This window comes from Nocardia sp. NPDC059691 (assembly GCF_042733915.1).
Classification (GTDB): domain Bacteria; phylum Actinomycetota; class Actinomycetes; order Mycobacteriales; family Mycobacteriaceae; genus Nocardia; species Nocardia sichangensis.
In genome coordinates, this window is sequence record NZ_JBHWFB010000015.1 from 108,399 (window position 1) to 130,948 (window position 22,550).

At 69.7% G+C, this 22,550-nt stretch carries 19 protein-coding genes and 2 pseudogenes; 12 read left to right on the top strand and 9 right to left on the bottom strand.

Annotated features, from left to right (window positions below):
* Nucleotides 1-22 precede the first annotated feature (22 nt).
* Complete coding sequence (locus tag ACFV2O_RS29365; RefSeq protein WP_379254644.1) at nt 23-604, top strand: GrpB family protein; 582 nt, start codon at nt 23-25, stop codon at nt 602-604.
* A 35-nt stretch (nt 605-639) separates the two neighbouring features.
* On the opposite strand, the gene ACFV2O_RS29370 is transcribed toward ACFV2O_RS29365, so the two are convergent.
* Nucleotides 640-1,590, bottom strand: coding sequence for a D-isomer specific 2-hydroxyacid dehydrogenase family protein (locus ACFV2O_RS29370; RefSeq protein WP_379254646.1), 951 nt, complete (start codon nt 1,588-1,590; stop codon nt 640-642).
* A 78-nt stretch (nt 1,591-1,668) separates the two neighbouring features.
* The gene (gene ligD, locus ACFV2O_RS29375; protein ID WP_379254648.1) at nt 1,669-2,637 is read right to left on the bottom strand and encodes a non-homologous end-joining DNA ligase; all 969 of its coding nucleotides are present in this window, start codon (nt 2,635-2,637) and stop codon (nt 1,669-1,671) included.
* Between the two features lie 111 nt (nt 2,638-2,748).
* On the opposite strand from ligD, the gene ACFV2O_RS29380 reads away from it, so the two are divergent.
* The 3 genes from ACFV2O_RS29380 to ACFV2O_RS29390 all read left to right on the top strand — a co-directional run bounded on the left by ACFV2O_RS29380 (nt 2,749) and on the right by ACFV2O_RS29390 (nt 4,101).
* Entirely contained in the window at nt 2,749-2,991 is a 243-nt protein-coding gene (locus ACFV2O_RS29380) for a hypothetical protein (protein WP_356966471.1), read from the top strand.
* Nucleotides 2,988-3,296, top strand: a complete 309-nt coding sequence (locus tag ACFV2O_RS29385; RefSeq protein ID WP_355072321.1) for a hypothetical protein — start codon at nt 2,988-2,990, stop codon at nt 3,294-3,296. The genes ACFV2O_RS29380 and ACFV2O_RS29385 overlap by 4 nt, the downstream gene beginning before the upstream one ends.
* Before the next feature lie 67 nt (nt 3,297-3,363).
* The gene (locus tag ACFV2O_RS29390; protein ID WP_379254649.1) at nt 3,364-4,101 is read left to right on the top strand and encodes a contact-dependent growth inhibition system immunity protein; all 738 of its coding nucleotides are present in this window, start codon (nt 3,364-3,366) and stop codon (nt 4,099-4,101) included.
* A 145-nt stretch (nt 4,102-4,246) separates the two neighbouring features.
* Here the strand turns inward: ACFV2O_RS29390 and ACFV2O_RS29395 are convergent, their stop codons facing one another.
* Complete coding sequence (locus ACFV2O_RS29395) at nt 4,247-6,361, bottom strand: RecQ family ATP-dependent DNA helicase (RefSeq protein ID WP_379254651.1); 2,115 nt, start codon at nt 6,359-6,361, stop codon at nt 4,247-4,249.
* 145 nt (nt 6,362-6,506) lie between these two features.
* Nucleotides 6,507-7,433: an alpha/beta fold hydrolase gene (locus ACFV2O_RS29400; RefSeq protein WP_379254653.1), complete on the bottom strand. Its 927-nt coding sequence runs from the start codon at nt 7,431-7,433 to the stop codon at nt 6,507-6,509.
* Between the two features lie 327 nt (nt 7,434-7,760).
* Here ACFV2O_RS29400 and ACFV2O_RS29405 point away from each other — a divergent pair, with 327 nt between their 5' ends.
* The gene (locus ACFV2O_RS29405; RefSeq protein ID WP_379254655.1) at nt 7,761-8,024 is read left to right on the top strand and encodes a hypothetical protein; all 264 of its coding nucleotides are present in this window, start codon (nt 7,761-7,763) and stop codon (nt 8,022-8,024) included.
* A gap of 49 nt (nt 8,025-8,073) precedes the next feature.
* Here ACFV2O_RS29405 and ACFV2O_RS29410 read toward each other — a convergent pair.
* From ACFV2O_RS29410 to ACFV2O_RS29430, 5 genes and pseudogenes are all read right to left on the bottom strand, one after another.
* A pseudogene (locus ACFV2O_RS29410) lies at nt 8,074-8,547 on the bottom strand (RtcB family protein); the annotation flags it as partial.
* 906 nt (nt 8,548-9,453) lie between these two features.
* Nucleotides 9,454-10,323 (bottom strand): annotated as a pseudogene (locus tag ACFV2O_RS29415) (RtcB family protein); the annotation flags it as partial.
* Nucleotides 10,324-10,414: 91 nt separating this feature from the next.
* On the bottom strand, nt 10,415-11,494 hold the full coding sequence (locus ACFV2O_RS29420; RefSeq protein WP_379254657.1) for an amidohydrolase family protein: 1,080 nt from the start codon (nt 11,492-11,494) through the stop codon (nt 10,415-10,417).
* A gap of 1 nt (nt 11,495) precedes the next feature.
* Nucleotides 11,496-12,866, bottom strand: a complete 1,371-nt coding sequence (locus tag ACFV2O_RS29425; RefSeq protein ID WP_379254658.1) for a glutamine synthetase — start codon at nt 12,864-12,866, stop codon at nt 11,496-11,498.
* A gap of 52 nt (nt 12,867-12,918) precedes the next feature.
* Nucleotides 12,919-13,797 carry a ribokinase gene (locus ACFV2O_RS29430; protein ID WP_379254660.1) on the bottom strand — a complete coding sequence of 293 codons (879 nt, stop codon included), beginning with the start codon at nt 13,795-13,797 and terminating at the stop codon, nt 12,919-12,921.
* 99 nt (nt 13,798-13,896) lie between these two features.
* On the opposite strand from ACFV2O_RS29430, the gene ACFV2O_RS29435 reads away from it, so the two are divergent.
* The 7 genes from ACFV2O_RS29435 (at nt 13,897) to nadD (ending at nt 22,524) form a co-directional block, all read left to right on the top strand.
* Nucleotides 13,897-15,162, top strand: a complete 1,266-nt coding sequence (locus ACFV2O_RS29435) for a glutamate-5-semialdehyde dehydrogenase (RefSeq protein WP_379254662.1) — start codon at nt 13,897-13,899, stop codon at nt 15,160-15,162.
* A gap of 90 nt (nt 15,163-15,252) precedes the next feature.
* A complete protein-coding gene (locus ACFV2O_RS29440) occupies nt 15,253-16,134 on the top strand; it encodes an AAA family ATPase (RefSeq protein WP_379254664.1) in 882 nt (293 codons plus the stop codon).
* Between the two features lie 3 nt (nt 16,135-16,137).
* Nucleotides 16,138-17,565, top strand: coding sequence for a VWA domain-containing protein (locus ACFV2O_RS29445; protein ID WP_379254665.1), 1,428 nt, complete (start codon nt 16,138-16,140; stop codon nt 17,563-17,565).
* A gap of 8 nt (nt 17,566-17,573) precedes the next feature.
* A complete protein-coding gene (locus ACFV2O_RS29450; RefSeq protein ID WP_355072343.1) occupies nt 17,574-17,915 on the top strand; it encodes an MmcQ/YjbR family DNA-binding protein in 342 nt (113 codons plus the stop codon).
* Nucleotides 17,916-17,964: 49 nt separating this feature from the next.
* The gene (locus tag ACFV2O_RS29455; protein ID WP_379254667.1) at nt 17,965-19,815 is read left to right on the top strand and encodes an HSP90 family protein; all 1,851 of its coding nucleotides are present in this window, start codon (nt 17,965-17,967) and stop codon (nt 19,813-19,815) included.
* Nucleotides 19,816-19,817: 2 nt separating this feature from the next.
* On the top strand, nt 19,818-21,770 hold the full coding sequence (locus ACFV2O_RS29460; protein ID WP_379254669.1) for a hypothetical protein: 1,953 nt from the start codon (nt 19,818-19,820) through the stop codon (nt 21,768-21,770).
* A 112-nt stretch (nt 21,771-21,882) separates the two neighbouring features.
* Nucleotides 21,883-22,524, top strand: coding sequence for a nicotinate-nucleotide adenylyltransferase (nadD, locus tag ACFV2O_RS29465; RefSeq protein WP_355072347.1), 642 nt, complete (start codon nt 21,883-21,885; stop codon nt 22,522-22,524).
* Nucleotides 22,525-22,550 lie beyond the last annotated feature (26 nt).

The following is a 22,550-nucleotide window of genomic DNA, read 5'->3' on the forward strand; positions in this document are numbered from 1 at the left end:
TGTGCGCCGGTTACCGTGACGTATGGCGACGTTGGATGACGACGACATAGCGGCGGCGACGGTCGGCGACTTGCGGCCCTACGCGGCCGGGGTGGTGCTCGAGGAGTACAACCCGGCGTGGCCGGTCTGGTACGCGGAAGAAGAAGCCGCGATACGTGCGGCGCTCGGCGATGTGGCGCTGCGAATAGAGCACACGGGGTCCACGTCGGTTCCCGGTCTCGCGGCCAAGGCGGTCATCGACATCCTGTTGCTTGTTCCGGATGCCGCCGCCGAAGTCGCCTATCTATCAGCCCTCGAGGCTGCCGGGTATGAGCTGCGTATCCGGCAACCGGACTGGTACCAGCATCGCTGTTTCGTTCGTCGGGTGGACAGCGGTGCGCGGTGGAACGTGAATCTGCATGTGCTCTCGCCGGAATCGGGAGGGCCCGAGATGAAGCGGATCCTGGCCTTCCGCGACTGGTTGCGCACGCATGAGGACGATCGTGCGTATTACGAACGGACCAAACGAGAGCTGGCGCAGCGCGAATGGAAGTTCGTGCAGCACTACGCCAACGCCAAGAGCGGAGTCATCGAGGAAATCCTCGGTCGAGCGTTGTTCGGCTGACACACTCGAATGTTGTTGCGCGCGAAGTGCCTCCGTCAGTACCCGAGCGCGGGATCGATCGGTGCGAGCAGCGGGCGGCGTCCGATGAAGCGCTCGACGTTCGCCTGGACGTGGTCGGCGAAGGCCGCCAAGCGGAGTTGGGGCGGATTCGAATCATGCGGGGTGATAATGGCATTCGGCAGCGACCAGAGCGGATGGCCCGCCGGGAGCGGCTCGGGGTCGGTGACGTCGAGTCCGGCGCCGCCGATCGCGCCGGAGCGCAGCGCGTCGACCAGTGCGTCGGTGTCGACGAGGCTGCCGCGCGCGACGTTGACGATCCAGGAGGACGGTTTGAGCCGCGCGAGTACGTCCGCGCCGATGAGATGCCTGGTGGCGGGCGTGGCGGGCGCGGCGACCACCACGTGATCGGTGTGCGGCCAGACCCGGCCGAGATGCTCGGCGGAGATCGTCTCGACCGACGGCGGGATGCCTGCGCCGGTGACCGGCCGTCCGCTGCGGTTCACCGCGATGATGTGCGCGCCGAGCGGCACCAGCATCGGGATCAGCGCGCGGCCGATGCCGCCCGCGCCGACGATCGTGACGGTCTTGCCGCGCAGCGTGCCGACGTGCGGAAAGAAGTCCTGCTGCCGCCAGTCCGCCGCGCGCAAGTGCTCGGGCAGGTAGCGGACGCCCGCGAGCAGCAGCATGAGCGCGTGCTCGGCCACACTCGCCGCGAAAGCGCCTGCGGCTGAGGTGAATCGCACACCGGGATGCCTGGCGATGACGCCCGCGGTGAACCATTCCTCGATACCGGCGGCCGGGAGCTGCACCCATTCCACGCCTGCGGGCAGTCGCTCCGGGAACTCGTCCGGGCCGCCGACCCAGATCAACCCTTGCGCCTCGTCGAGATCGGAGACGGCGGCGCCCGCCTCCACCACGGCCTTCTCCACCAGCGTGGGGGGAGGATCGGCGGGGGCGATCGCGATCGTTACTGCAGGCCGGTTCATGGTTGGACCTCCTTCGGAGCAGTAGGACGTGGTCGCGAGCGGGTGGACCTTGCGACCGTAGCACCGCCGGGCGCGGCGCTAGGCCTCGCTCTGCTCGTCGTCGAGCTCCACGTCCACCTTGTCCCGCTCGGCCCACTCCAGGAGAGGATCCAGGTGGAACACCGCGTCATCCATGCCCGCGTGCAGATCGCCGAGTTCGGCGAAGCGAGCGGGGACGGAGGACATGGTGAAGTCGCGCGGATCGATGTCGGGAATCTCGTCCCAGCGTACCGGGGTGGAGACCGTCGCGGCGGGGACGCCGCGCACCGAGTAGGCGGCGGCGATGGTGTGATCGCGCGCGTTCTGGTTGTAGTCGACGAACAGCAGCTTCGGGTCGCGATCGCGCCGCCACCACGTGGTGGTCACGTCATCGGGTGCGCGGCGCTCGACCTCGCGGGCGAACGCCAGCGCCGCCCGGCGCACCTCCTGGAAACCCCAGTGCGGCGCGATCCGGACGTACACGTGCAGGCCTTTGCCGCCGGAGGTCTTCGGCCATCCGACGGCGCCGATCTCGTCGAGGATCTCTTGCACCACCGTCGCGACCCGCTGCACCCGCGACCACGGGCAGTCCGGCATCGGGTCGAGGTCGATGCGCCACTCGTCCGGACGCTCGGTATCGGCGGCGCGGGAATTCCACGGATGGAACTCGACGGTCGACATCTGCACCGCCCAGATGACGTCGGCGAGCTTCTCGACGCACAACTCGTCGGCGTGCCGTCCATAGCGCGGGAAGTACACCCGCACAGTCGGAATCCACTCCGGCGCGCCCGCGGGAAGCCGCTTCTGATGCACCTTTTCGCCCGCGAGTCCTTTGGGGAACCGGTGCAGCATGCAGGGCCTGCCGCGCAACGCGTTGACGATGCCGTCCCCGACGCTCAGGTAGTACCGCACCAAGTCGAGCTTGGTCGCGCCGGACTCCGGGAAGTAGACGCGGTCGGGGTTGGAGACTTTGAGCGTGTGATCGCCGACCTCTAGCTCGATCGCCGACCCGGTGGATTTGCTGGCCACGGGTCGACTGTAGTGGCCGAGCCGAAGGAAATCCGCGCACGATCGCGCGCCGCCGCGACGGATGTCCCGTACCGGTCCGCGGCGCTGCACCGCTCTGGTATGCATACGGGTATGAGCAAGGCGACGCGCGTGACCGTCACGCTGGATCCACAGGTGGCCGAGTGGGCCAGAGCGGCCGCCGATCGCCAGAACCGCAGCCTGTCGGCGGTGATCAACGCCGCGCTGCGCACCACGCTCGTGCACGACAGCCTGACCGCGCTGACCATCGACGAGGAAGCCGAACTGGCCGCCGCCTACGACGACGTGGCGATCACCCAGGCCGCCGCCGACGACGACGCCGACGGCGCCGCATGAGACGCGGTGAGGTCTGGCGCTACGCCCCGACCCTCAGCGACGGCACCCCCTTCCCGCGGCGCATGACAGTGGTGCTGGTGTCCGATTCGGCGGTGATCACTTCGCGCTATCGCTGGTTGCAAGTCGTTCCACTGCGCGACGCCGACCCGGGCCACGTGCTGGCCACCCACACCGAGCACGGCTGGGCCGACACCCTGAAACTGCACCGCGCCTACCGGCCCTGGCTCACCGAACACCTCGGCGTGCTCTCCTTGGAGGAAACGGAATCCCTGGACGCGCGCTTGCGGGCGACGTTGAGTCTGTGACTTCGGCCGCGACTTCGTCGCGACGTTTTCGTGGGCACGGAGACGTCGGTGCGGGCAGGATGCCGGGATGAGGTCTTCGGGTGACGACGAGTCGCTGATCTTGAGGCTGATCAACGAGTTCTGGGTGGCGGTGGAGCGAGGGAGCCCTCGTGAGATGGCCGCCTTGATGTGCGCCGAGGAAGCCGAGCAGTTCTTGGACAATGTGCCCGATCCCGACTATGACGACCCTACTGGTGAGCCGATCGGTGAGCTTACTTTCGAGGTTTCGGGCATCCGCCTCTTCGGACATGTCGCCTTCGCGCGAATCATTCATTCACCGGACAACGTCGCTACTCTCTTTTTCCGGTACGAAACCGGGAGATGGACGGTATGCGCGGACGCTGATGAGGATCTGTCGTTGGAGCAGCTCGAGGACGACGTGTGGCCCACCTTGCCTGCGGATGCGAGCGGTCTGATGCGTACTGCGCATGAGTTGCGGCGCAAGCCGATCGGGCGTCTGACCGCCGAGGAAGTTCGTTGTCTTCTGCAGCAGAACGAAGGCGTCGATGTCCTACTGCCGCGTGTGTTACACCAGTTGCAATGGAATCCGCTGGCCGGAGGCGATCTTTTTCCTGGTGACCTGCTGGTCGCGACGCTGCGAGTCGGCCAGGAACATTGGCGGCGGGACCCGGTCGCGGTCACTCGCATACGAATCGTCATCGACAAGGTCCGTGACCTGGGTGATTTGACCGAACACGGTGCACCGCACGAAGAGGTCTGGAACCGCATCACAGATTTCCTGATCGATCTGCCCGGCAACAACTAGCCGCTACGGCCCGTTGGACGTTCAGCGAGGCGACGCTTACGAACCGCGTTGCGGGCGTGCCCGATGGATGCCGGTGGAGCGTGTTCGACGGCGTGCGGCTTCTTCGTGGGTCAGGAGACCCGAACGCGTTCGCTGGGTGTCGTCGTTATGTCGGTGTGGCCAAGGCGAAGGGGAGGATGGCGGCGGCGCCGGCTGCTCGGAGGGAGTGGGCGGCGACGGTGAAGGTCCAGCCGGTGTCGGTGATGGCGTCCACCAGCAAGATCGGGCCCGGTACTCGGGTCAGGTCGGGGATCTCCCAGGAATCGAAGAGTCCGGCGACGCGATGCGCGGAGTTCGCCGCCGAGACGGGCGGTCGGTCCGGGCGGGTGCGCAGCGTGCCGAGGTCGTGCAGGCGGCCGACTTCGGCGAGGCGGGCGGCGAGGGTGGCGGTGAGCACGGGGTGGCGTGGTGATTCCAGGGCGAGCACCGAGGTCGGGCGGGCGGCCCAATCCCACTCGCGCAGAACGGCGACGCAGGCGTCGAAGACCGCGTCGGGAACCGGGTCGTCGGGGCCGTCGAGCAGCGCGCGCAGTCGCTGCCCCCAGCCGAGGTCGGTCAGCCTGCCGAGGACGCGACCGGTCTCGGCTCCGCCGGAGATCTTGCCGGACAAAGGGATTCCCAGCTTGGCCATACCGGTGGGCCACTGCTTGCGCGGCGCGAGGTCGAGGCCGGGACGATCGAGCCGGGCCTTGGTCGCGGCCACCGCGTCGGCGGCGACAGTGCGGTCGGGGCGGTGGCCGGTGCAGTTGTCGCAGCGGCCGCAGCCGGGCGAATCCGTGGACAAACCCGGGTCGTCGAGCTGGCGGCGCAGGAATTCCATGCGGCAACCGGCGGTCGATTGATAGTCGATCATGGCCTGCTGCTCGGCCTCGCGGGCGATGGACAGGCGCTCGTACCGTTCGGTGTCATAGGTCCACGGCCGGCCCGTGGCGATCCAGCCGCCGCGCACGCGGCGCACCGCGCCGTCCACGTCGAGCACCTTCAACACCATCTCCAGCCGGGAGCGGTTCAACTCCACCAGCGGTTCCAACGCCGCGGTGGACAACGCCCGGTCGGAGTCCAGCGCATCGAGAACGGCACGCACGATGTGCTCGCGGGGAAAGGCGACGGAGGCGAAGTAGCTCCAGATCCGCGCGTCCTCGGGGCCGGGAAGCAGGATCACCTCGGCCCGGTCGGTGCCGCGCCCCGCGCGTCCCACTTGCTGGTAGTAGGCGATGGGCGAGGACGGCGCACCGATGTGCACCACGAATCCCAGATCGGGCTTGTCGAAGCCCATGCCGAGCGCGGAGGTGGCTATGAGCGCCTTCACCTCGTTGTTCAGCAGCGCCGCTTCGAGCGCCTCGCGTTCGGCCGGGTCGGTCTGGCCCGTATAGGCGGCGACGGTGTGGCCGTGTGAGTTCAGCACGTCGGCCAGATCGTGCGCGGCGGCGACGGTGAGCGTGTAGACGATGCCGGAGCCGGGCAGCCGGTCGAGGTGCCCGCCGAGCCAGGCGGTGCGCTCCACGGCATCGTCGAAGCGAACCACCGACAGGTGCAGCGACTCGCGATCCAGCGTGCCGCGCAGCACCAGGGTGTCGGTGCCGATCTGGGTGGCGACATCGGTGACCACCCGGTCGTTGGCCGTCGCGGTGGTGGCGAGCACCGGGACGTCCGAGCCCAGGTCGGCGATCAGCGTCCGGATGCGCCGGTAGTCCGGCCGGAAGTCGTGGCCCCAGTCCGACACGCAGTGCGCTTCATCGATCACCACCAGCCCGGCGTCGGCCGCGAGCCGGGGCAACACCTGATCCCGGAAATCCGGGTTGTTCAATCGCTCCGGGCTGACCAGCAGCACGTCGACCGCACCGGCGGCGACCTGTGCGTGGATCTCGTCCCACTCGGTGACATTGCCCGAGTTGATGGTCGCGGCGACCACTCCCGCGCGCTGCGCCGCCGCGACCTGGTTGCGCATCAGGGCGAGCAGCGGCGACACGATCACCGTGGGCCCGCGCCCAGCCCTGCGCAGCAGCTTGGCGGCGATGAAGTACACCGCCGACTTGCCCCAGCCGGTGCGCTGCACGACCAGCGCCCTGCGCCGCCGTACGACGAGCGCTTCGATCGCGGTCCACTGATCCTCCCGCAGCGCGGCGTCCGCCCCGGCCAGCTCGCGCAGCAGCTGTTCGGCGTGCTCGCGCAGGTCGCGGGCCGTGAGGTCGATCGGAGACGCGTCGGTGGCCGTGGTCATGCGGTCCATCGTGCCCGACGCCACCGACAGGCGGCGTCGGGGCGCTGGTGTGGCGATCGGTCAGTCGCGCGCGGCGCCTTCCGGCCACACGATCTCGCCGTGGCGGGTGCGCATCCTCGGCGTGAGGCCGCGACGACGGCCGTGATCAGGCGGATCGCGCGGTAGCGGCCGCCAACTCGGCCAGCCGGGCACGGACCAGATCCGGACGTTCCTCGAGAATGAAGTGGCCGCAGCCCCGCACCGGTTCCAGGCGGTAGTCGTCGGCGCGCGCGGTCTCCTCGGCGGCGAGCGAAGGATGGACCGCCGCGTCCTCGACTCCGAACAGGGTGCGGATCGGAATCTTCGCTCGACGTCGTTCACCGTGTCCGGCCGAGCGCGGAACCTCGCGCAGCAGGAAAGTGCGGTAGGTGTCGGTCGCCGTGCGGGCACAGACGGGGTCGCGGAAACGGTCCGCGTAGACGCGAATCGCCTCGGGTCCGAACTTCTCGCGATCGCGTACGGCGCCGGCGAAGACGAGGTCCAGGAAGCGGGTGCGCTGGTGCAGGTAGGTGCCGAACGCCGCGACGGCGGGTTGATAGAGCAGGAACCGCCACGCGTGCGGGAGGAAAGTGCGCGGTGTCTGCCACGGGTGGGCGATGTTGAGCGCCAGCAGCGCGTCGAATCGCTCCGGCTCGCGCAGCACGAGCAGGTGGGCGATGTAACCGCCCCAGTCGTGGCCGACCAGCAGCACGCGCTTCAGGCCGAGCGCGTCCAGCAATGCGAGCAGGTCGGAGGCGACGTCGTCCTTGGCCCACCGGTGCGGCGCGGGACCGGACCAGCCGTAGCCGGGCAGGTCGGGCGCGATGATCCGCAGTCCGTCCGGCGGGTCGGCGAGCAGGTGACGATAGGCGTAATGATGTTCGGGCCAGCCGTGCAAGGCCAACACGGGGCGGCCATCCGCCGGCCCCGCCTCGGTGACGTGGAAACGCACCCCGCGAGCGGTGACATAGGAACGCCGCACGCCGGGGATCTCCGGCGGGCCGGCCGCCGCGTCCGCAGGAGCGGGTGAGAAGAACGAGGGCCGCCAGGGCATATCCGATGGTATCCAGTACGCCGCCGAGACATCCAGAGCGAAACAGCTCCCGGCGATGGACAATGAAGCCCTGAATCCCCGGTGCGGGGACCGGGGAGGAGGCAGCGGTGTCGAGCCACATTCAGCCGCCCGCGGGGTGGGCTCCGCCGGGCGCCGAGTTCCGGACCAGCAACAACTTCTCGCGCACTGTGACGGGCACGCTCGTCGGCTTGTCGGTGACGCCGATCGGGATCGGCCTGGCCGCTCATGGCGGGCTCGGCACCCGGCAGTGGGTGATCCTCGGGGACGAGGGCGACCGCTGGAGCTCGAACGCCCAGATGATCGGTGGTGCGTTGCTGTTTGTTCCTGGTGGCGCTGCTGGCCGCGTACTCACCCGTCGGCACTGTGACAGCGGGCCTGGTGTGGGGTCTGCTGCCGGGCGCGGTGCAGTTGTTCTTCCCTCACGACCTCTGGCGTCTGATCGAGCAGACCCCGGGGCTGTCGGAGGAATGGCGCCTGGCCCTCTACAACTGGGTGCTGAACGGATGGGGGCTGGTGCTCGGCCTGTTGCTCATCGGAGCCGGGCTCGCCGCCACCTTGCGGCGGCGCTGACCGCGGCCGCACGCCGGGCGAGTCGGTCCGCCCCGCGCGCAGCCGACGTTCAGCCCTTGACGCAGAGCACCTGGTGCAGCGTCGCGACCACGTCGACCAGGTCCCGTTGTGCCTCGATGACCTCGTCGATGTCCTTGTACGCGGCCGGGATCTCGTCCACCACGCCCGCGTCCTTGCGCGACTCGACGCCCTCGGTCTGGGCGATGAGGTCGGCCACGGTGAACTGCCTCTTGGCCGCGTTGCGGCTCATCCGCCGTCCCGCGCCGTGCGAGGCGGACTGGAAAGAAGCCGGATTCCCCTTGCCGCGTACGACATACGAGCGGGTACCCATCGAGCCGGGGATCAGCGCGAGATCGCCTTCCCCCGCGCGCACGGCCCCCTTGCGGGTGACCAGCATGGGCACGCCGTCGATGATCTCCTCCGCCACATAATTGTGGTGACAGTTTCCGGTAAGGATGTTTCCCTCGAGAGCGAAGGAGTGTGTCTCTTCCACAACAGCGCAGAAGACCTCTGCTACCTCCGTAGTGGGCCTCACCGAGCGAACTGTCCATCCGCGTCGCTCGACAGCGCTCCTATTAGCAGCCCACCGCGAGCGGTGCTTCGCATGGATAAAGAACTCAGGCGTGACGTCACTGCGCGAGATGCCCATTACGAACACGTCGGACTCGCACCGGCCGAACCCTTCGCGAGTCTTCCTCCGTATCGGGAGGGTCCAGATGCCGAGTACATCGCAGGCAGTCTTGAAGAATTCGAGATGCTCGCGATTCGCGGACCAGATGGCCGGGCGGCCGGTCTTACCGACCTCTCCGTCTGCCGCGAAGTAGCCCGCGAGCCAGCCGTACAGATCGGAACGTGATCCGTCGAGTGGCGGATACTCGCGCTTCCACTCGCGCGGAAGTCCGCCTAACCGCTTGTACGCTTTTACGTTGTAGCCCTGCTTTCGAAGTTGCGCGACCTCGTTCAACTTCACGTAGGTCTTCCGCGATGGGTCGTCCGAGTACAGGTAATAGTAGGTTCGTACGCGCTCGAGGTTGTCGTAGTAGGGCAGTAGTGCCATGTCTTTCGACCCATAGAAGATGGCATTAGCCAGCGCGTCACCAGCGATGCTGCCATCGCCGAACACGAAGCCGCGGGCGATGCCTTCCCGAGACGGTTGGAGGTCATCCGGGCGCTTCGGGAAGACGTAGGCCAGGCGATCTCCGACGCGGAGTCCCGAAGTGATTGCCTCGGTGCGGTTATGTGCGACCTTCGGTCGAAGAAGCCAGCGATGCTCAGCTGTCGCGCGAATGGTGCGCTCTTGTCCGTAGCGCCCAACGACCAGCTCCCAGAGTGGTTGATGACCGAAGGACATGATGGGCGCCTTCACCCACTCGCCGCCCTCCGTGAGCAAGGTATGCATGCCACCCGCGAGCTCCGAGATAGGGCGGCAACCTTGTTCCGTCATCACCGAGGTCTCCCCGGCGAAGCAGCTTATCGGCTGCTCGAAACGCACTCCGCGATCGGCGAATTCGGCGGCGACCGCACGGCAGACCAGGGCGAGCATCACCGCGCGGTTGCGCGCCGCGTACTCCTGCGCCCAGGTGAGGTCGCGCCGGTACGCCCGCATCTCCGGCGTGCCGGAGACGAAGACCGCCAGGTCGCGGTCGGGCAGATCGACGTTGTGCGGCAGCGTGCGCGCGATCGAGATGTGCCGCTCGGCGAGTTCCTTGCCGATGTTGCGGCTGCCGGAGTGCAACAGGATCCACACCCGGTCGTCCTGGTCCAGGCAGACCTCGATGAAGTGGTTGCCACCGCCGAGCGTGCCCATCTGCTTGTGCGCCTTGGACTCTCGTGCCTGAACCCGGCTGTCCAGCGCGCCGAACGAACCCCAGAACCGGTCCCAGCCCGCGCGCAGCGTCGCCGTGCTCGCGCCGAGGCCCGCGACCTGGCCGCCGAGCCGGGTGACGTCGACGGCGTCGTGATGCGCCTGGAAGCCGACCGGCACCGCCGCCTCGATGCGCGACCGCAGCGAACGCAGGTTGTCGGGCAGATCCGCCGCGGTGAGGTCGGTGCGCACGCTCTCCATGCCGCACCCGATGTCCACGCCGACCGCGGCGGGGGCCACCGCGTCCTTCATCGCGATCACGGAGCCGACCGTGGCCCCCTTGCCGAGGTGCACGTCCGGCATCACGCGGACGCCGTGGACCCATTTCAGCGCGGCGATGTTGCGCAGCTGCTGGAGCGCGGCCTGCTCGACCTCGTGCTCGTCGGCCCACATCAGCGTCTGCGCCTTGGTGCCGCGCAGCTCGACGGGAAACATGGTGTCGATCCTTCCGTTGGTTATGCCATCAACGGTAGGTACCGAGGACACCCGGCGCACTCGAATATTCGACCGCCCGGAATGGTGGCGGTCAGCCGGCCGCTTGCTCGAACCGTGCGCGATAGACGCGCTCGGCGTTCCCGTGGGCGATGGCGCTGACCAGGGCTTCGGCGTCGGCGGTGGTGATCGCGTCGTCGGCGAGCCACTCGTCGACGAGCTTGCCGAGACCGCGCCGCCAGAGCAGGGCGCCCAGGTAGTGCAGCTCTGGGAGCCCGTAGCCGTCGGAGGAGTAACACAGCGCCCGGAACGGAGCCAGCTCCAGCGTCTCGGCCAGCACGGCCCCGGCCCGCTGTCCCACATAAGGGATGGTCAGGCCCAGATCCAGATGGACGTGCTCGAAGACGTGCGCGAGGTAGGCGGCATGGCGGTGGAAGGGCCAGCAGTGCAGCAGCATCACCGACAGCCCGGTGCCCGCGGTCCGGCGCAGGAAGTCGGTGAGCAGCAGCGGGTCGCCGTGCCGCAGGCGCAGGTCCGGGTCACCGAATCCGGTGTGGAATTGCAGCGGAAGACCGAGTTCGGCGCCGATGCGCGCGCCGAGGCCGACCAGCCAGCCGAGGACGTCCGGATCGGTGAGCCGGTGCTCGGGCGCGAAACTGGTCGGCGGGTGATCCCGCGGCGGGAAGTCCAGACCGCACCGGTACGCCACGATCGTCTTCAACCCGACGGCGCCGACCGCCCGAGCGCGCAGCTCCTCCTCGATCCGCTCGTACACCCCGGACACCGCGCCGACCTGCGCGACGACTTGCTCGGCCACTTGCTCCAGCCGCACCACCTCACGCACCTCCCCGCCGGCCAGCTCGATGAAATCCGCTGTTCCACCACCGATTCCGGTGTCCAGAAACCATCGGGTCACCCCGGTGGCGCGCAGCAGCCGGGCGGACACCTCGCGCGCGCCGAGCCGGGCGCGATGACGCAGGTAGACGTCCGGGCCGACGTGGGCGGGCAGATCGAGCGCGGGGGCACACCAGCGGCGCACGGCGAGCCCGATCGCGGAATCGAAACTGCCGTGCGCGCCTTCCCCGAGCAAGCGCTCGAAACCGGGCCGATCCAGGTTCTCGGTGTACACCCCGTGGCAGTGGTGGTCGGTGAGCCGGACACCGTCGGTGAGCATGTCAGAACCGCCAGCGGGTCAGGGCGACCAGCTCTTCGGCGCTCGCGGCGGCGTACCGCTCGGCCTCCGCGCGGCGCACGGTGAGCAGCGCGTCGTGTAATTCGACGCCCATGGCGTCGGCGAGCACCGTGGACGCGGCGAGGTGATCGGCGGCTTCGGACGGGGTGGTCGGCAGGCGGCGCACATTCGATACCATGCGTGCCTCGGCGTCGAAAGTCGCTGGATCACCGGTGATTTCGACCGGAAGGCGCAACTGTTCGGCGACACCGGCGAGCCCGGCGGCGATCACCGACCCGACGATCAGGTACGGATTGCCGGTCGCGTCGAAACATTTGATCTCGGCGTTGGCCGCCCACGCCTCGGTGCCGCGCACCCCGGTGACGAACCGCAGCGCGGCCTCTCTCGTCTCGTGGCCCCAGCACTGCCAGACTCCCGCCCAGCGCGACGGCTCCGACCGCAGGAAGCTCGCCGGATTGCCCGCGCCGACCGCGACCAGCGCGGGCAGTTCGCGCAGCACTCCCGCCAGGAACGCCTCGCCGGTCCGCCGCATGCCGTGCGGGCCGTCGCCGCCCGCGAACAGCGGTCCGTCCTCGTCGGTCACCGACAGGTGCAGGTGCGCTCCGGAACCGGCGCCGCCCGGTTCGATGCACGGGGCGAGCAGCGCGCGACGGCCGTGCCGCGCGCTCACCTGCCGGATCGTGTGCCGGACCAGCACGGCCTCGTCGGCGGCGGTGACCGGCTCGGACGGTTCGACCGACAACTCCAGTTGCGCGAGCGCGTATTCGGGATGGAACTGGGCGACGGTGACGCCTTGGCGCTCGAGCGCGGCGACCAGGTCGGCGGCGTAGTCGGCCACCTGCCCGAGCCGCACCAGTCCGTAGGCGGGGCCGTGGATCGCGGGTGTGAAGTCGTCGGTGTCGTCGGCGCGGCCCACCGCCCATTCGGTCTCGAACGCCATGGACAACCGCAGTCCGGCGGCCTGCGCCGCAGCCGTCTGGCGTGCCGCGAAGTGGCGCTGGCAAGCGGCGAAGCGGGTGCCGTCCTGGGTGTATTTGTCCGTGGGCGCCCACGCCCAGCCGGGCTGGCAGGCCAGTTCGGTGAGCATGCTCAGATCGGGGACGAGTCGCAGATCGCCGTCGGGCCCGCCGAGATAGCGCCCGATCGCCATCAGGTCGTCGAAGGCGAAGGTCTCGAAGCACGGCGACACTCCGACGCCGTACCGGGACGCTCGGTCCAGCCGCTGGCTGGGGACGGTTTTCACGCGCGCGATGCCCGCGTTGTCCACGAAGCTCAGCGCGACCATGGCCGCGTCCAGCCGCTCGATCGGCGCGGTGTCGCCCTCGGCGGGGATGCGATCCGGCGTGGTGGCCATGCCCATCACGATATCGGCTCGGGCGCAGCGGGAGCCGCCGCGGCGCGAGTCGTCACTCCGCGGCGAGGGCTGCGGTGATCTCCTCGCGGGCCGGGATCGAACTGCTCGCGCCCAACCGGGTCGTCGCCAGCGCCCCGGCCGCGCAAGCCCAGGTCAGCGCCCATTCCGGCCCCCGATGCCAGGCTGCGGCCAGCGCACCGGTGAAGGCGTCGCCCGCGCCGGTGGTGTCGACGACTTCGACCCGCGGGCTGGGCCGGGACAGGCGGGCGCCGTCCGGTCCGCGATAGTCCGCGCCCGCCGCCCCGCGGGTGACGACCACGTGCGCGACGGTGTCCAGGTCCGCGCCCAGTTGCTCGGCCTCGCCGGAATTCACCACGGCGACATCGATATTCGTCCAGAGATCGGTCGGCAGCGGACGGGCGGGCGAGGGGTTCACCAGCACGGTGGTGTCGTGCGCGCGGGCGTGGCGGGCCGCGGCGGCGATCGTTTCGACCGGAATCTCCAGCTGGCACAACAAGATATCGGCGGCCGCGATCGCCGCCAGGTCGTCCTCGGTCAGCTCGGTCATCCGCGTGTTGGCGCCTCCGACGACGATGATGCTGTTCTCGCCGTCGTCGTCCACCACGATCGTGGCGATGCCGCTCGGCCCGGCGACCGTGCGCAGCCGGTCGGTGAACACCGCGGCGTTCGTGAGCGCCGCGCGCAGTTCACCGGCGAAGACGTCGTCGCCGACCGCCCCGAGGAAGCGGACCTCGCCGCCCGCCCGCCGCGCAGCGATCGCCTGATTCGCGCCTTTCCCGCCGGGCACCATGGCGAAGCCGTTGCCGAGGACCGTCTCACCGGGGACCGGCCTGCGTGCGGTCGTAGTGATCAGGTCCATGTTGACGCTGCCGAGCACCACGATCGCGGGAGCGTCCGATTCGACCGTCATATCGCCGGACGGTAGTCGCCCGGCCCGGGTCGCGCACGTGACCGCGCCCGCGTCGCAGCGGGTGGGATCGGCGGTGTAACCGGTGCGTAGGCTGTACCCATGACGGTAGGAACGACCACCCAGCCTGATGTTCGCGAGGTGGTGCACGAGGCCGCGCGCAAGGCCAGGGTCGCGTCGCGAGCCCTCGCCCAGCTGACGACGGCGCGGAAGAACGACGCCCTGCACGCCGCCGCCGACGCGCTGCTGGCCGCCGCCGATCGGGTGCTGGCCGCCAATGCCGAGGACATCGCCGCGGCGCGGGCCGCGGGCACCGAGGAGTCACTGCTGGACCGGCTGCGGCTGACCAAGCCCCGCATCGACGGCATCGCCTCCGGGTTGCGTCAGGTGGCGGGACTGCCCGATCCGGTGGGTGTGGTGGTGCGCGGCTCGACGCTGCCGAACGGCTTGGAGATCCGGCAGGTGCGAGTGCCGCTCGGCGTGGTCGGCATGGTGTACGAGGCCAGGCCGAACGTCACCGTCGACGCGTTCGGGCTCGCGCTCAAGTCCGGTAACGCCGCCCTGCTGCGCGGCTCGTCCTCGGCGGCCCGCTCCAATGCCGCGCTCGTCGCGGTGCTGCGCGAATCGCTTGCCGCGCAAGATATCCCGGCCGACGCCGTGCAGTTGCTGCCGAGCGAGGACCGTTCCAGCGTCACGCATCTGATCCAGGCCCGCGGCCTGGTCGACGTGGTCATTCCGCGCGGCGGCGCCGGGTTGATCAACGCCGTCGTGCGTGACGCGCAGGTGCCGACCATCGAGACCGGTACCGGCAACTGCCACGTCTACGTGCACGCCGCCGCCGACCTGGACATGGCCGAGCGGATCCTGATCAACGCCAAGACCCGCCGTCCCAGCGTGTGCAACGCCGCCGAGACCGTGCTGATCGACGCCGGGATCGCGGACACGGCGCTGCCCCGGCTCACCGAAGCGCTGGAGCGTTCCGGCGTCACCATCCACGGCGACCTGCCCGGCCAGGTTCCGGCCACCGAGGCCGACTGGGGCGAGGAATACCTCACCCTGGACATCGCGCTCAAAGTGGTCGACGGCCTGGACGCGGCGGTGGAGCACATCAACACCTGGGGCACCGGCCACACCGAGGCCATCGTCACCGGCGACCTCGCCGCGGCCCGCGAGTTCACCAGCCGGGTCGACGCCGCCGCCGTGATGGTGAACGCCTCCACCGCGTTCACCGACGGCGAGCAGTTCGGCTTCGGCGCCGAGATCGGCATCTCCACCCAGAAGTTGCACGCTCGCGGCCCGATGGCGCTGCCGGAGCTGACCTCCACGAAGTGGATCGTCTGGGGCGAAGGACAGATCCGGCCCGTCTGACCCGCGTGCGCGGCGGCCACGGCCGATGCCGAGTCGGCATCGGCGACGCGCTGCCGTAGCGTGGGGGACGGTTCGGAAGGAAGGTGCCGGGTGGTGTCGCAGAGCGCAGTACAGGAGCCGATCTTCACGTCGGTGGACGACGTGATCGAACGGTTGGCCAGCACGGGCTACCTGGCGGACAAGGCCACCGCCACCTCGGTGTTTCTCGCCGATCGGTTGGGCAAGCCGTTGCTGATCGAAGGACCGGCGGGTGTCGGCAAGACCGAGCTGGCGCGCGCGGTCGCGCAGACCTCGGGCGCCGAGCTGGTGCGATTGCAGTGCTACGAGGGCGTCGACGAGGCCCGCGCGCTGTACGAGTGGAACCACGCCAAGCAGATCCTGCGCATCCAGGCCTCCAGCGAGAACGACTGGGAAGAGACGAAGGCCGACGTCTTCACCGAGGAGTTCCTGCTCTCGCGCCCGCTGCTGACCGCGATCCGGCGCACCGATCCCACGGTGCTGCTGATCGACGAGACCGACAAGGCCGACGTCGAGATCGAGGGCCTGCTGCTCGAGGTGCTCAGCGACTTCGCGGTGACGGTACCGGAACTGGGCACGATCACCGCCAGCCGCAAACCGTTCGTGGTGCTCACCTCGAACGCCACCCGCGAGCTGTCCGAGGCGCTCAAGCGTCGCTGCCTGTACCTGCATCTGGATTTCCCGGACGAGGAGCTGGAGCGGCGCATCCTGGCCAGCCGGGTGCCCGAACTGTCGGCGGCCGTCGCCGCGCAGCTGGTGCGGATCGTGCACGTGCTGCGCGGCATGCAGTTGAAGAAGCTGCCCTCGGTCGCGGAATCGATCGACTGGGGTCGCACGCTGCTGGCGCTCGGCCTGCGGGATCTGGACGACACCACCGTCCGAGCGACGCTCGGTGTGGTCCTCAAACACCAGAGCGACCACCAGCGCGCGCTGGCCGAACTGAAGCTGGCCTGAGCCATGGCGACCGGTCCGGTCCCCGCCGATGTCGCGGCACTGAGCGCGCCACACGGTATCCCGGGACATCTGGTCGGCTTCGTGGAGGCGCTACGGGCGCGCGGGATACCGGTCGGACCGTCGGAGACGGTGGACGCGGGCCGCGTGGTGACCGTGCTCGACCTGATGGACCGTGAGGTCCTGCGGGAGGGGCTGGCGTGCGCGTTGTTGCGGCGCACCACCCACCGCGCGACCTTCGACGGGCTGTTCGACCTGTGGTTCCCTGTCGCCGTCGGGCAGCGCGCCGCGAGCCAGGACGAGCTGGAGATTCCGCACACGCCCTCGGGAGACGTGGACATCCCGGCGCTGCGCGAACTGCTCGCGGAGTTGCTGGCGCAGGAGTCGGCGACCCCGCAACTGGAGGCGCTGGCCGCGCAGTTGGTCGAGCAACTCGGCCAGTACCAGTCTGCCCGCGGTCCGTCTTTCTCGTCGTACCAGGCGCTGAAAGAGGTGCAGCCGCAGACGTTGCTGGCGAAGATCCTCGCGGGCATGGCCCTCGGGCCGGACACGAGCGAGTTCGACTCCGAGATCGCCCGTCGCGCCGCCCGGCAGCGCATCGCGGGCTTCCGCGCGACGGTCGAGGCCGAGACCAGGCGGCGGGTCGCCGAACGGATCGGACGCGAACGCGTGGCGAGCTACGGCGTCGCCCGGCAAGCCGAGGAGGTCGACTTCCTGCGCGCCTCCGAGGCCGAACTCTCCGAACTCAAGCGCAGTACCCAGCGGTTGGCCCGCATCCTGGCTTCGCGTCTGGCCGCGCGTCGCAGGCACGCCCACCGCGGAGCCATCGACCTTCGCCGCACTCTGCGCGCGTCCATGTCCACGGGCGGCGTGCCCATCGACCTGGTGAACCGCAAGCCGCGACCGGGCCGCCCCGAACTGGTTCTGCTGTGCGATGTCTCGGGCTCGGTGGCCGGCTTCAGCAACTTCACGCTGCTGCTGGTGAGCGCGCTGCGCGAACAGTTCTCCCGGGTGCGCATCTTCGCGTTCGTCGACCAGATCGACGAGGTGACCCGGTTCTTCGATCCGCACACCCAGCTGGACCGGTCGATGACCCGGATCTTCGGTGAGGCGAACGTCGTCGGCCTGGACGGGCACTCCGACTACGGCAACGCGCTGGCCGGGTTCGCCAGGGACTTCCCGGACGCCGTCACCAGCCGCAGCTCGCTGCTGATCCTCGGCGATGCCCGCACGAACTACCGTGACCCGGAGCTGAGCACCCTGCGGTCGCTGGTCGAGGTGGCCAAGCACGCGCACTGGCTCAATCCCGAACCGCGCAACCAATGGGGTTCCGGCGATTCCGCGGCGGACAAGTACCGCGACGTGATCGAGATGCACGAATGTCGTTCGGCCAAACAGCTCACCGCGGTGGTTTCGCGGCTGCTACCGGTGTAGGAGACGGCATGGACGACGCCGCGCTGCTGAGCTATTGCCTGGCCAAGCCGGGCGCCTGGCAGGACGAACCGTGGGAGGGCGACGTCGTCGCCAAGGTCGGCGACAAGATCTTCGCCTTCCTCGGCGCGACATCGGTCGGCCTCAAATGCGGGCGGACCCGCGAGGAGGCCGACGAACTGGTCCGGGTGTACCCGGGGGACGTGGCGGCGTCGGCCTACATCGGGCGGTACGGCTGGAACGTCATCCAGTTCGGCGGCGCGGTCTCGGATAACGAACTCTACGAGCTGGTCGATCTCTCCTACGAGGCCGTCGTGCGCAAGCTGCCGAAGAGTAAGCGCCCGACCGCCTGAAAGGGTTCGTTAAGGGGATCTTTGGCTTGCGCCGACAAGATCGGCGGCCATGGGGAACAGAACGCCGGACGATCCGGCGGCGGTGCACAACAACTATTCGTTTCAGGTCGATTTGCGCGGGATAGTCGATCTGCTCTCTCATCACCTCTATTCGAGTCCGCGGGTCTATCTGCGCGAGCTGTTGCAGAACGCCGTCGACGCGGTCACCGCACGTGTTCGGCTCGATCCGCTGGCTCCCACCGGAATTCGGCTCTCCGTGGACGAGTCCGGGCTGCGGATCAGCGATCCCGGTGTCGGCCTGACCGAGGCCGAGGTGCACCGGTTCCTCGCCACCATCGGCCGCTCGTCCAAGCGCGACGACATCGAAGGCGCACGACGGGAGTTCCTCGGACAGTTCGGGATCGGGCTGCTGGCCTGTTTCACGGTCGCCGAGACCATCCGGGTCGTCACCCGATCGGCCGCCGACCCGACCGCCTCGCCGGTCGAGTGGCTGGCCCGCGCCGACGGCACCTACTCGGTGCGCTCACTCGATCGAGGCGAGTACGCGGAACCGGGCACGACGGTGTGGCTCACCCCGCGCGGCGGAGCCGGGGGGTGGTTCCGCCCGCAGCGGGTGACCGACCTGGCACGCGAATTCGGGTCGCTGCTGCCCTACGAGGTGACGGTGGAGTCGGACGGTGCTGTGACGACGGTCACCGAAGGCGTTCCGGTCTGGCGCCGCGCGTATCCGTCGGCGCAGCGGCGCAGGGCCGCCCTGCTCGACTACGGTCACCGGACGCTGGGCTTCGCCCCGCTCGACGCCATCGAGCTCGATGCCGGTGCGGCAGGCGTCAGCGGTGTGGCCTATGTCCTGTCCCAGCCGGGCAACCCGTCCGACAGCAGTGCGCATCGGGTGTACCTGAAGGGCATGCTCCTGGGCGACGCGGTGCGCGGCGTGCTGCCGGATTGGGCGTTCTTCGTGCGCTGCGTGCTCGACACCGACACGCTGCGCCCCACCGCGTCGCGGGAGGGCCTCTACGAGGACGAGCGGCTCGCCGTCGTGCGCGAGGTGCTCGGAGACCGGATCCGGGACTGGCTCACCGAGATCGCCGCCGAACAGCCGCAGCGGCTGGCCGCGTTCCTGTCCGTGCACGCACTCGGCGTGAAGGCGATGGCGAGCCATTCCGTCGAACTGCTGCGCATCATGCTGCCCCATCTGCACTTCGAGACCACCGACGGGCGCGTGCCGCTCACCGAGTTCGCCCGCGACCACCGCACCGTCCGGGTGACGGCGACGGTCGAGGAGTTCCGTCAGGTGGCGGCCACCGCCGCCGCGCAGGGCATCGGCGTCGTCAACGGCGGCTACGCCTACGACCGGGAGTTGATCGCGCGGTTGCCGCGGCTGCTGCCCGGCGTCGAAGTGGTCGACCTGGACGTAGACGCGATCGCCGCGGCGCTCGACCCGGTCGACCCCGGCGACGAACTGGCGCTGGCCCCGGTGCTCGAACTGGCGCGATCCGTGCTCGACCCGCTGTCGTGCGACGTCATCGTGCGCGCCTTCCATCCGGTCACGGTGCCCGCGCTCTATCTCGACGGCCGCGCCGCACGCAACGAACGCGCCAGAGCGCAGACGGCCGGGGACGCCGACGACCTGTGGACCGAGATCCTCGGCGCCCTGGCGGTCGCGACACCGCGCGCTCGGCTCGTGCTCAACCACCACAGCCCGATCGTGCGCAGGCTGTCGCGCATCGACGATCCCGGCTTCCGGAAGACGGCGGTGGAATCGCTCTACGGGCAGGCCCTGTTGATGACCCATCGTCCGCTGAGCGCGGCCGACACGGCGCTGCTCAATCGCGCCTTCGGCGAATTCCTCGGCTGGGCCACCCAACGTGCCGCCGACCGCGGTGAAGAGACGGAGTGAGCATGGACGCCGCCGAGATCGGCGCGGCGCTGGCGCAGGTCTACGCGCTACCGCACGGCCGGACGCGCACCGAGCGACTGGAGACCCTGGCCGCGGCCGCGCGAACCGGATCGGATCGCGCGCTGGAAGGCAGGGTGCTGCTGGAGCTCGCGCAGTCGTACACCTACGCGGGCGAACGCGATCTGGTGCCCGTCGCCTACGGCAGGTTGCTGCGGATCTACGACGACCACCCCGCCGAGCTGGGCTCGATGACGCACTCGGTGCACTGGTATCTGAAATGGGTGACCTGGGGCATGGTCGGCAACCCCGCGCTGCCGCTGTCCACGATCGATCGCTGGTTCGACGAACTGGACCGCCGCTACCGGCAGCGCGGCTACAGTCCGCGCCCGGTGCTGGCCCTGCGCTCCGAACTCGCCCGCGAGATCGGTGACACCGCGGCCGCCGCCGCGTGGCTGGAACAGGCGATGGCCGCCCCGCGCGACAGCATGTCCGACTGCGATGCCTGCGAGCGCGGCGAATGGGGCGTGACGAGCGTGTCTCTCGGTGACGACGAGGGCGGACTCGCGCACTGGAAGCCCGTGCTGGACGGCGAACTGACCTGCGCCGAGGAGCCGCACCGCGTTCTGGCGCAGGCACTGCTCCCGCTGGTGCGCACCGGCCGCGTCGCGGCGGCACGCGGCGCGCACCTGACCGGGTATCCGCTGGTCCGGCACACCGAGGACCTGCGTCCGTCGGTGGCCTCGCATATAGAATTCTGCGCGCTGACCGGCAACGAGGCACGCGGGCTGGAAATTCTCACCGAGCACGCGAACTGGCTGGCCGATTCCGGAGCCGACGCGGGCGCGCGCCTGGCCTTCGCCACCGGCGTGTGTGTGCTGCTGCGCAGGCTGGTGGCGCTGCGGCTGGGTGATCTTCCGCTGGCGGAGGGGACGGTGGAATCGGTGCGCGCCCGGTCGGAGGTCGAGATCGGCGCGTTGTGTGCCCGCTACGACGCCCGTAACGGCAACAGCTCGGTCAGCCTGCGCACCGCCGCCCGGCTCGCGGCCGAACCGCTACTGGACCGGTTGCCGCTCGGTTTGCGCAGCACACTGCCGCGCGCCGCGAGCGCGCCGGACAGCGTCCGGGCGGCCGACGACTTCTGCGGCGACCGAGCGACGGAGGTCCGCAGGCTGGCCGAACTCGGTGCCGCCCGGCTCGCCGATACGCCCGAGGAGGCGGAAGCGCACCTGCGGGAAGCGCTGGCGCTCGGTACGCAGGTGCTGGCCGGGGAGGAGGCCGCCCGGCTGGGCGCGCAGCTGGTCATCGCCATCGCGAGCCAGCCGGACCGCGAACTCGATCTGGCCGATGCCGCGGTGCGCGCCGCGGCACGCTGGGAAGGGCTGTCCGAACCGGATGTACTGCATCACACCGTGGTCGCCGCACGCGCGTTCCATCGCGCGGAGCGCCACGGCGAGGCCGTCGCCCTGTTCGAACACGCGCTGCTCAGCGGCGCGATTCCGTATCCGTCCGGCGAACTGGCGGTGGTGCGCGCGCAGTTCGGCCGATCGCTGAACGCACTGAACCGCCACCGCGAGGCCGCGCGGCAGTTCCTGGAGGCGGCACGACTCGTCGAACGCGACCCGGAGCGGACCAAGCTGCACGCCGAGCTGGCGTGGTCGGCCGCCACCGCGCTCGAGTACTGCGGGCAGGACGACGAGGCGGTGGCCGCCTACCAGCGCGCCGCGCGGCTGTGGGCCGGGCTGGGCGCGGTGGCGGAGCGGGCGCGTTGCCTGCGGGCGGCGGCCTGGCTGCGCGTGTGCGGCGAAGCCGATCCCGAATCCGGGCTCACCTCGATGCGGACGCTGATCGCCGAGCTGGCACCGCTGGCGGGCCGGTCGGCCGAGGCGGCGGATGAACTCGCGCGCACCCGCGAGCAGCTGGCCCGGATGCGCGAGATCGGCGACGCCACCGCCTGAAGCGCCGCCGGGCCGTGTGGCGGGGCATAGTGCGGGCGGGTGTCCCCAGTTCGCTGCCCGCCCGCTTACCGGCCCCGTGCGGGCCGCGAGCGACCCGTTAAGCTCGGCAGTCATGCACGAGACAGGTCGGCGCGGCCGCAAGCTCGGGGTGATGGGCGGCACGTTCGACCCCATCCACCACGGGCATCTGGTCGCCGCCAGCGAGGTCGCGCACCGGTTCGACCTGGACGAAGTGATCTTCGTCCCGACCGGGCAGCCCTGGCAGAAATCGCACAAGCAGGTCAGCCCGGCCGAGGATCGGTACCTGATGACCGTCATCGCGACCGCGTCCAACCCACGGTTCTCGGTGAGCCGTGCGGACATCGAGCGCGGCAAGGTCACCTATACCGTCGACACCCTGCGGGAGATGCGATCGGCCCATCCCGGCGCCGAGCTGTACTTCATCACCGGTGCGGACGCGCTGGCCAGCATCCTCACATGGCAGGATTGGGCAGAACTGTTCGAACTGGCGAAGTTCGTCGGGGTGAGCCGTCCGGGGTACGAGCTGAACATCGATCATCTCGAGGAGCATCTGCGGGATCTCCCGCCGGATGCGGTGACCATGGTCGAGGTCCCCGCGCTGGCGATCTCGTCGAGCGAATGCCGTCGCCGCGCCGCCGAGAATCGGCCGGTGTGGTACCTCGTCCCCGACGGCGTGGTGCAGTACATATCGAAGCGGCACCTGTATGTGCCCGGAGCAGCGGAAGGTAGCTGAGCGTGAGCGAGCGCAGCGAAGGTGCG

Bases quoted from the DNA above. Each gene is read 5' to 3' on its own strand.
- ACFV2O_RS29455 (WP_379254667.1), top strand. From the start codon at position 17,965: ATGGGGAACAGAACGCCGGACGATCCGGCGGCGGTGCACAACAACTAT.
- ACFV2O_RS29400 (WP_379254653.1), bottom strand. From the start codon at position 7,433: ATGCCCTGGCGGCCCTCGTTCTTCTCACCCGCTCCTGCGGACGCGGCG.
- ACFV2O_RS29365 (WP_379254644.1), top strand. From the start codon at position 23: ATGGCGACGTTGGATGACGACGACATAGCGGCGGCGACGGTCGGCGAC.
- ACFV2O_RS29420 (WP_379254657.1), bottom strand. From the start codon at position 11,494: ATGCTCACCGACGGTGTCCGGCTCACCGACCACCACTGCCACGGGGTG.
- ACFV2O_RS29435 (WP_379254662.1), top strand. From the start codon at position 13,897: ATGACGGTAGGAACGACCACCCAGCCTGATGTTCGCGAGGTGGTGCAC.
- ACFV2O_RS29385 (WP_355072321.1), top strand. From the start codon at position 2,988: ATGAGACGCGGTGAGGTCTGGCGCTACGCCCCGACCCTCAGCGACGGC.
- nadD (WP_355072347.1), top strand. From the start codon at position 21,883: ATGCACGAGACAGGTCGGCGCGGCCGCAAGCTCGGGGTGATGGGCGGC.
- ACFV2O_RS29380 (WP_356966471.1), top strand. From the start codon at position 2,749: ATGAGCAAGGCGACGCGCGTGACCGTCACGCTGGATCCACAGGTGGCC.
- ACFV2O_RS29430 (WP_379254660.1), bottom strand. From the start codon at position 13,797: ATGACGGTCGAATCGGACGCTCCCGCGATCGTGGTGCTCGGCAGCGTC.
- ACFV2O_RS29425 (WP_379254658.1), bottom strand. From the start codon at position 12,866: ATGGCCACCACGCCGGATCGCATCCCCGCCGAGGGCGACACCGCGCCG.
- ACFV2O_RS29370 (WP_379254646.1), bottom strand. From the start codon at position 1,590: ATGAACCGGCCTGCAGTAACGATCGCGATCGCCCCCGCCGATCCTCCC.
- ACFV2O_RS29460 (WP_379254669.1), top strand. From the start codon at position 19,818: ATGGACGCCGCCGAGATCGGCGCGGCGCTGGCGCAGGTCTACGCGCTA.
- ACFV2O_RS29450 (WP_355072343.1), top strand. From the start codon at position 17,574: ATGGACGACGCCGCGCTGCTGAGCTATTGCCTGGCCAAGCCGGGCGCC.
- ACFV2O_RS29395 (WP_379254651.1), bottom strand. From the start codon at position 6,361: ATGACCACGGCCACCGACGCGTCTCCGATCGACCTCACGGCCCGCGAC.
- ACFV2O_RS29390 (WP_379254649.1), top strand. From the start codon at position 3,364: ATGAGGTCTTCGGGTGACGACGAGTCGCTGATCTTGAGGCTGATCAAC.
- ACFV2O_RS29445 (WP_379254665.1), top strand. From the start codon at position 16,138: ATGGCGACCGGTCCGGTCCCCGCCGATGTCGCGGCACTGAGCGCGCCA.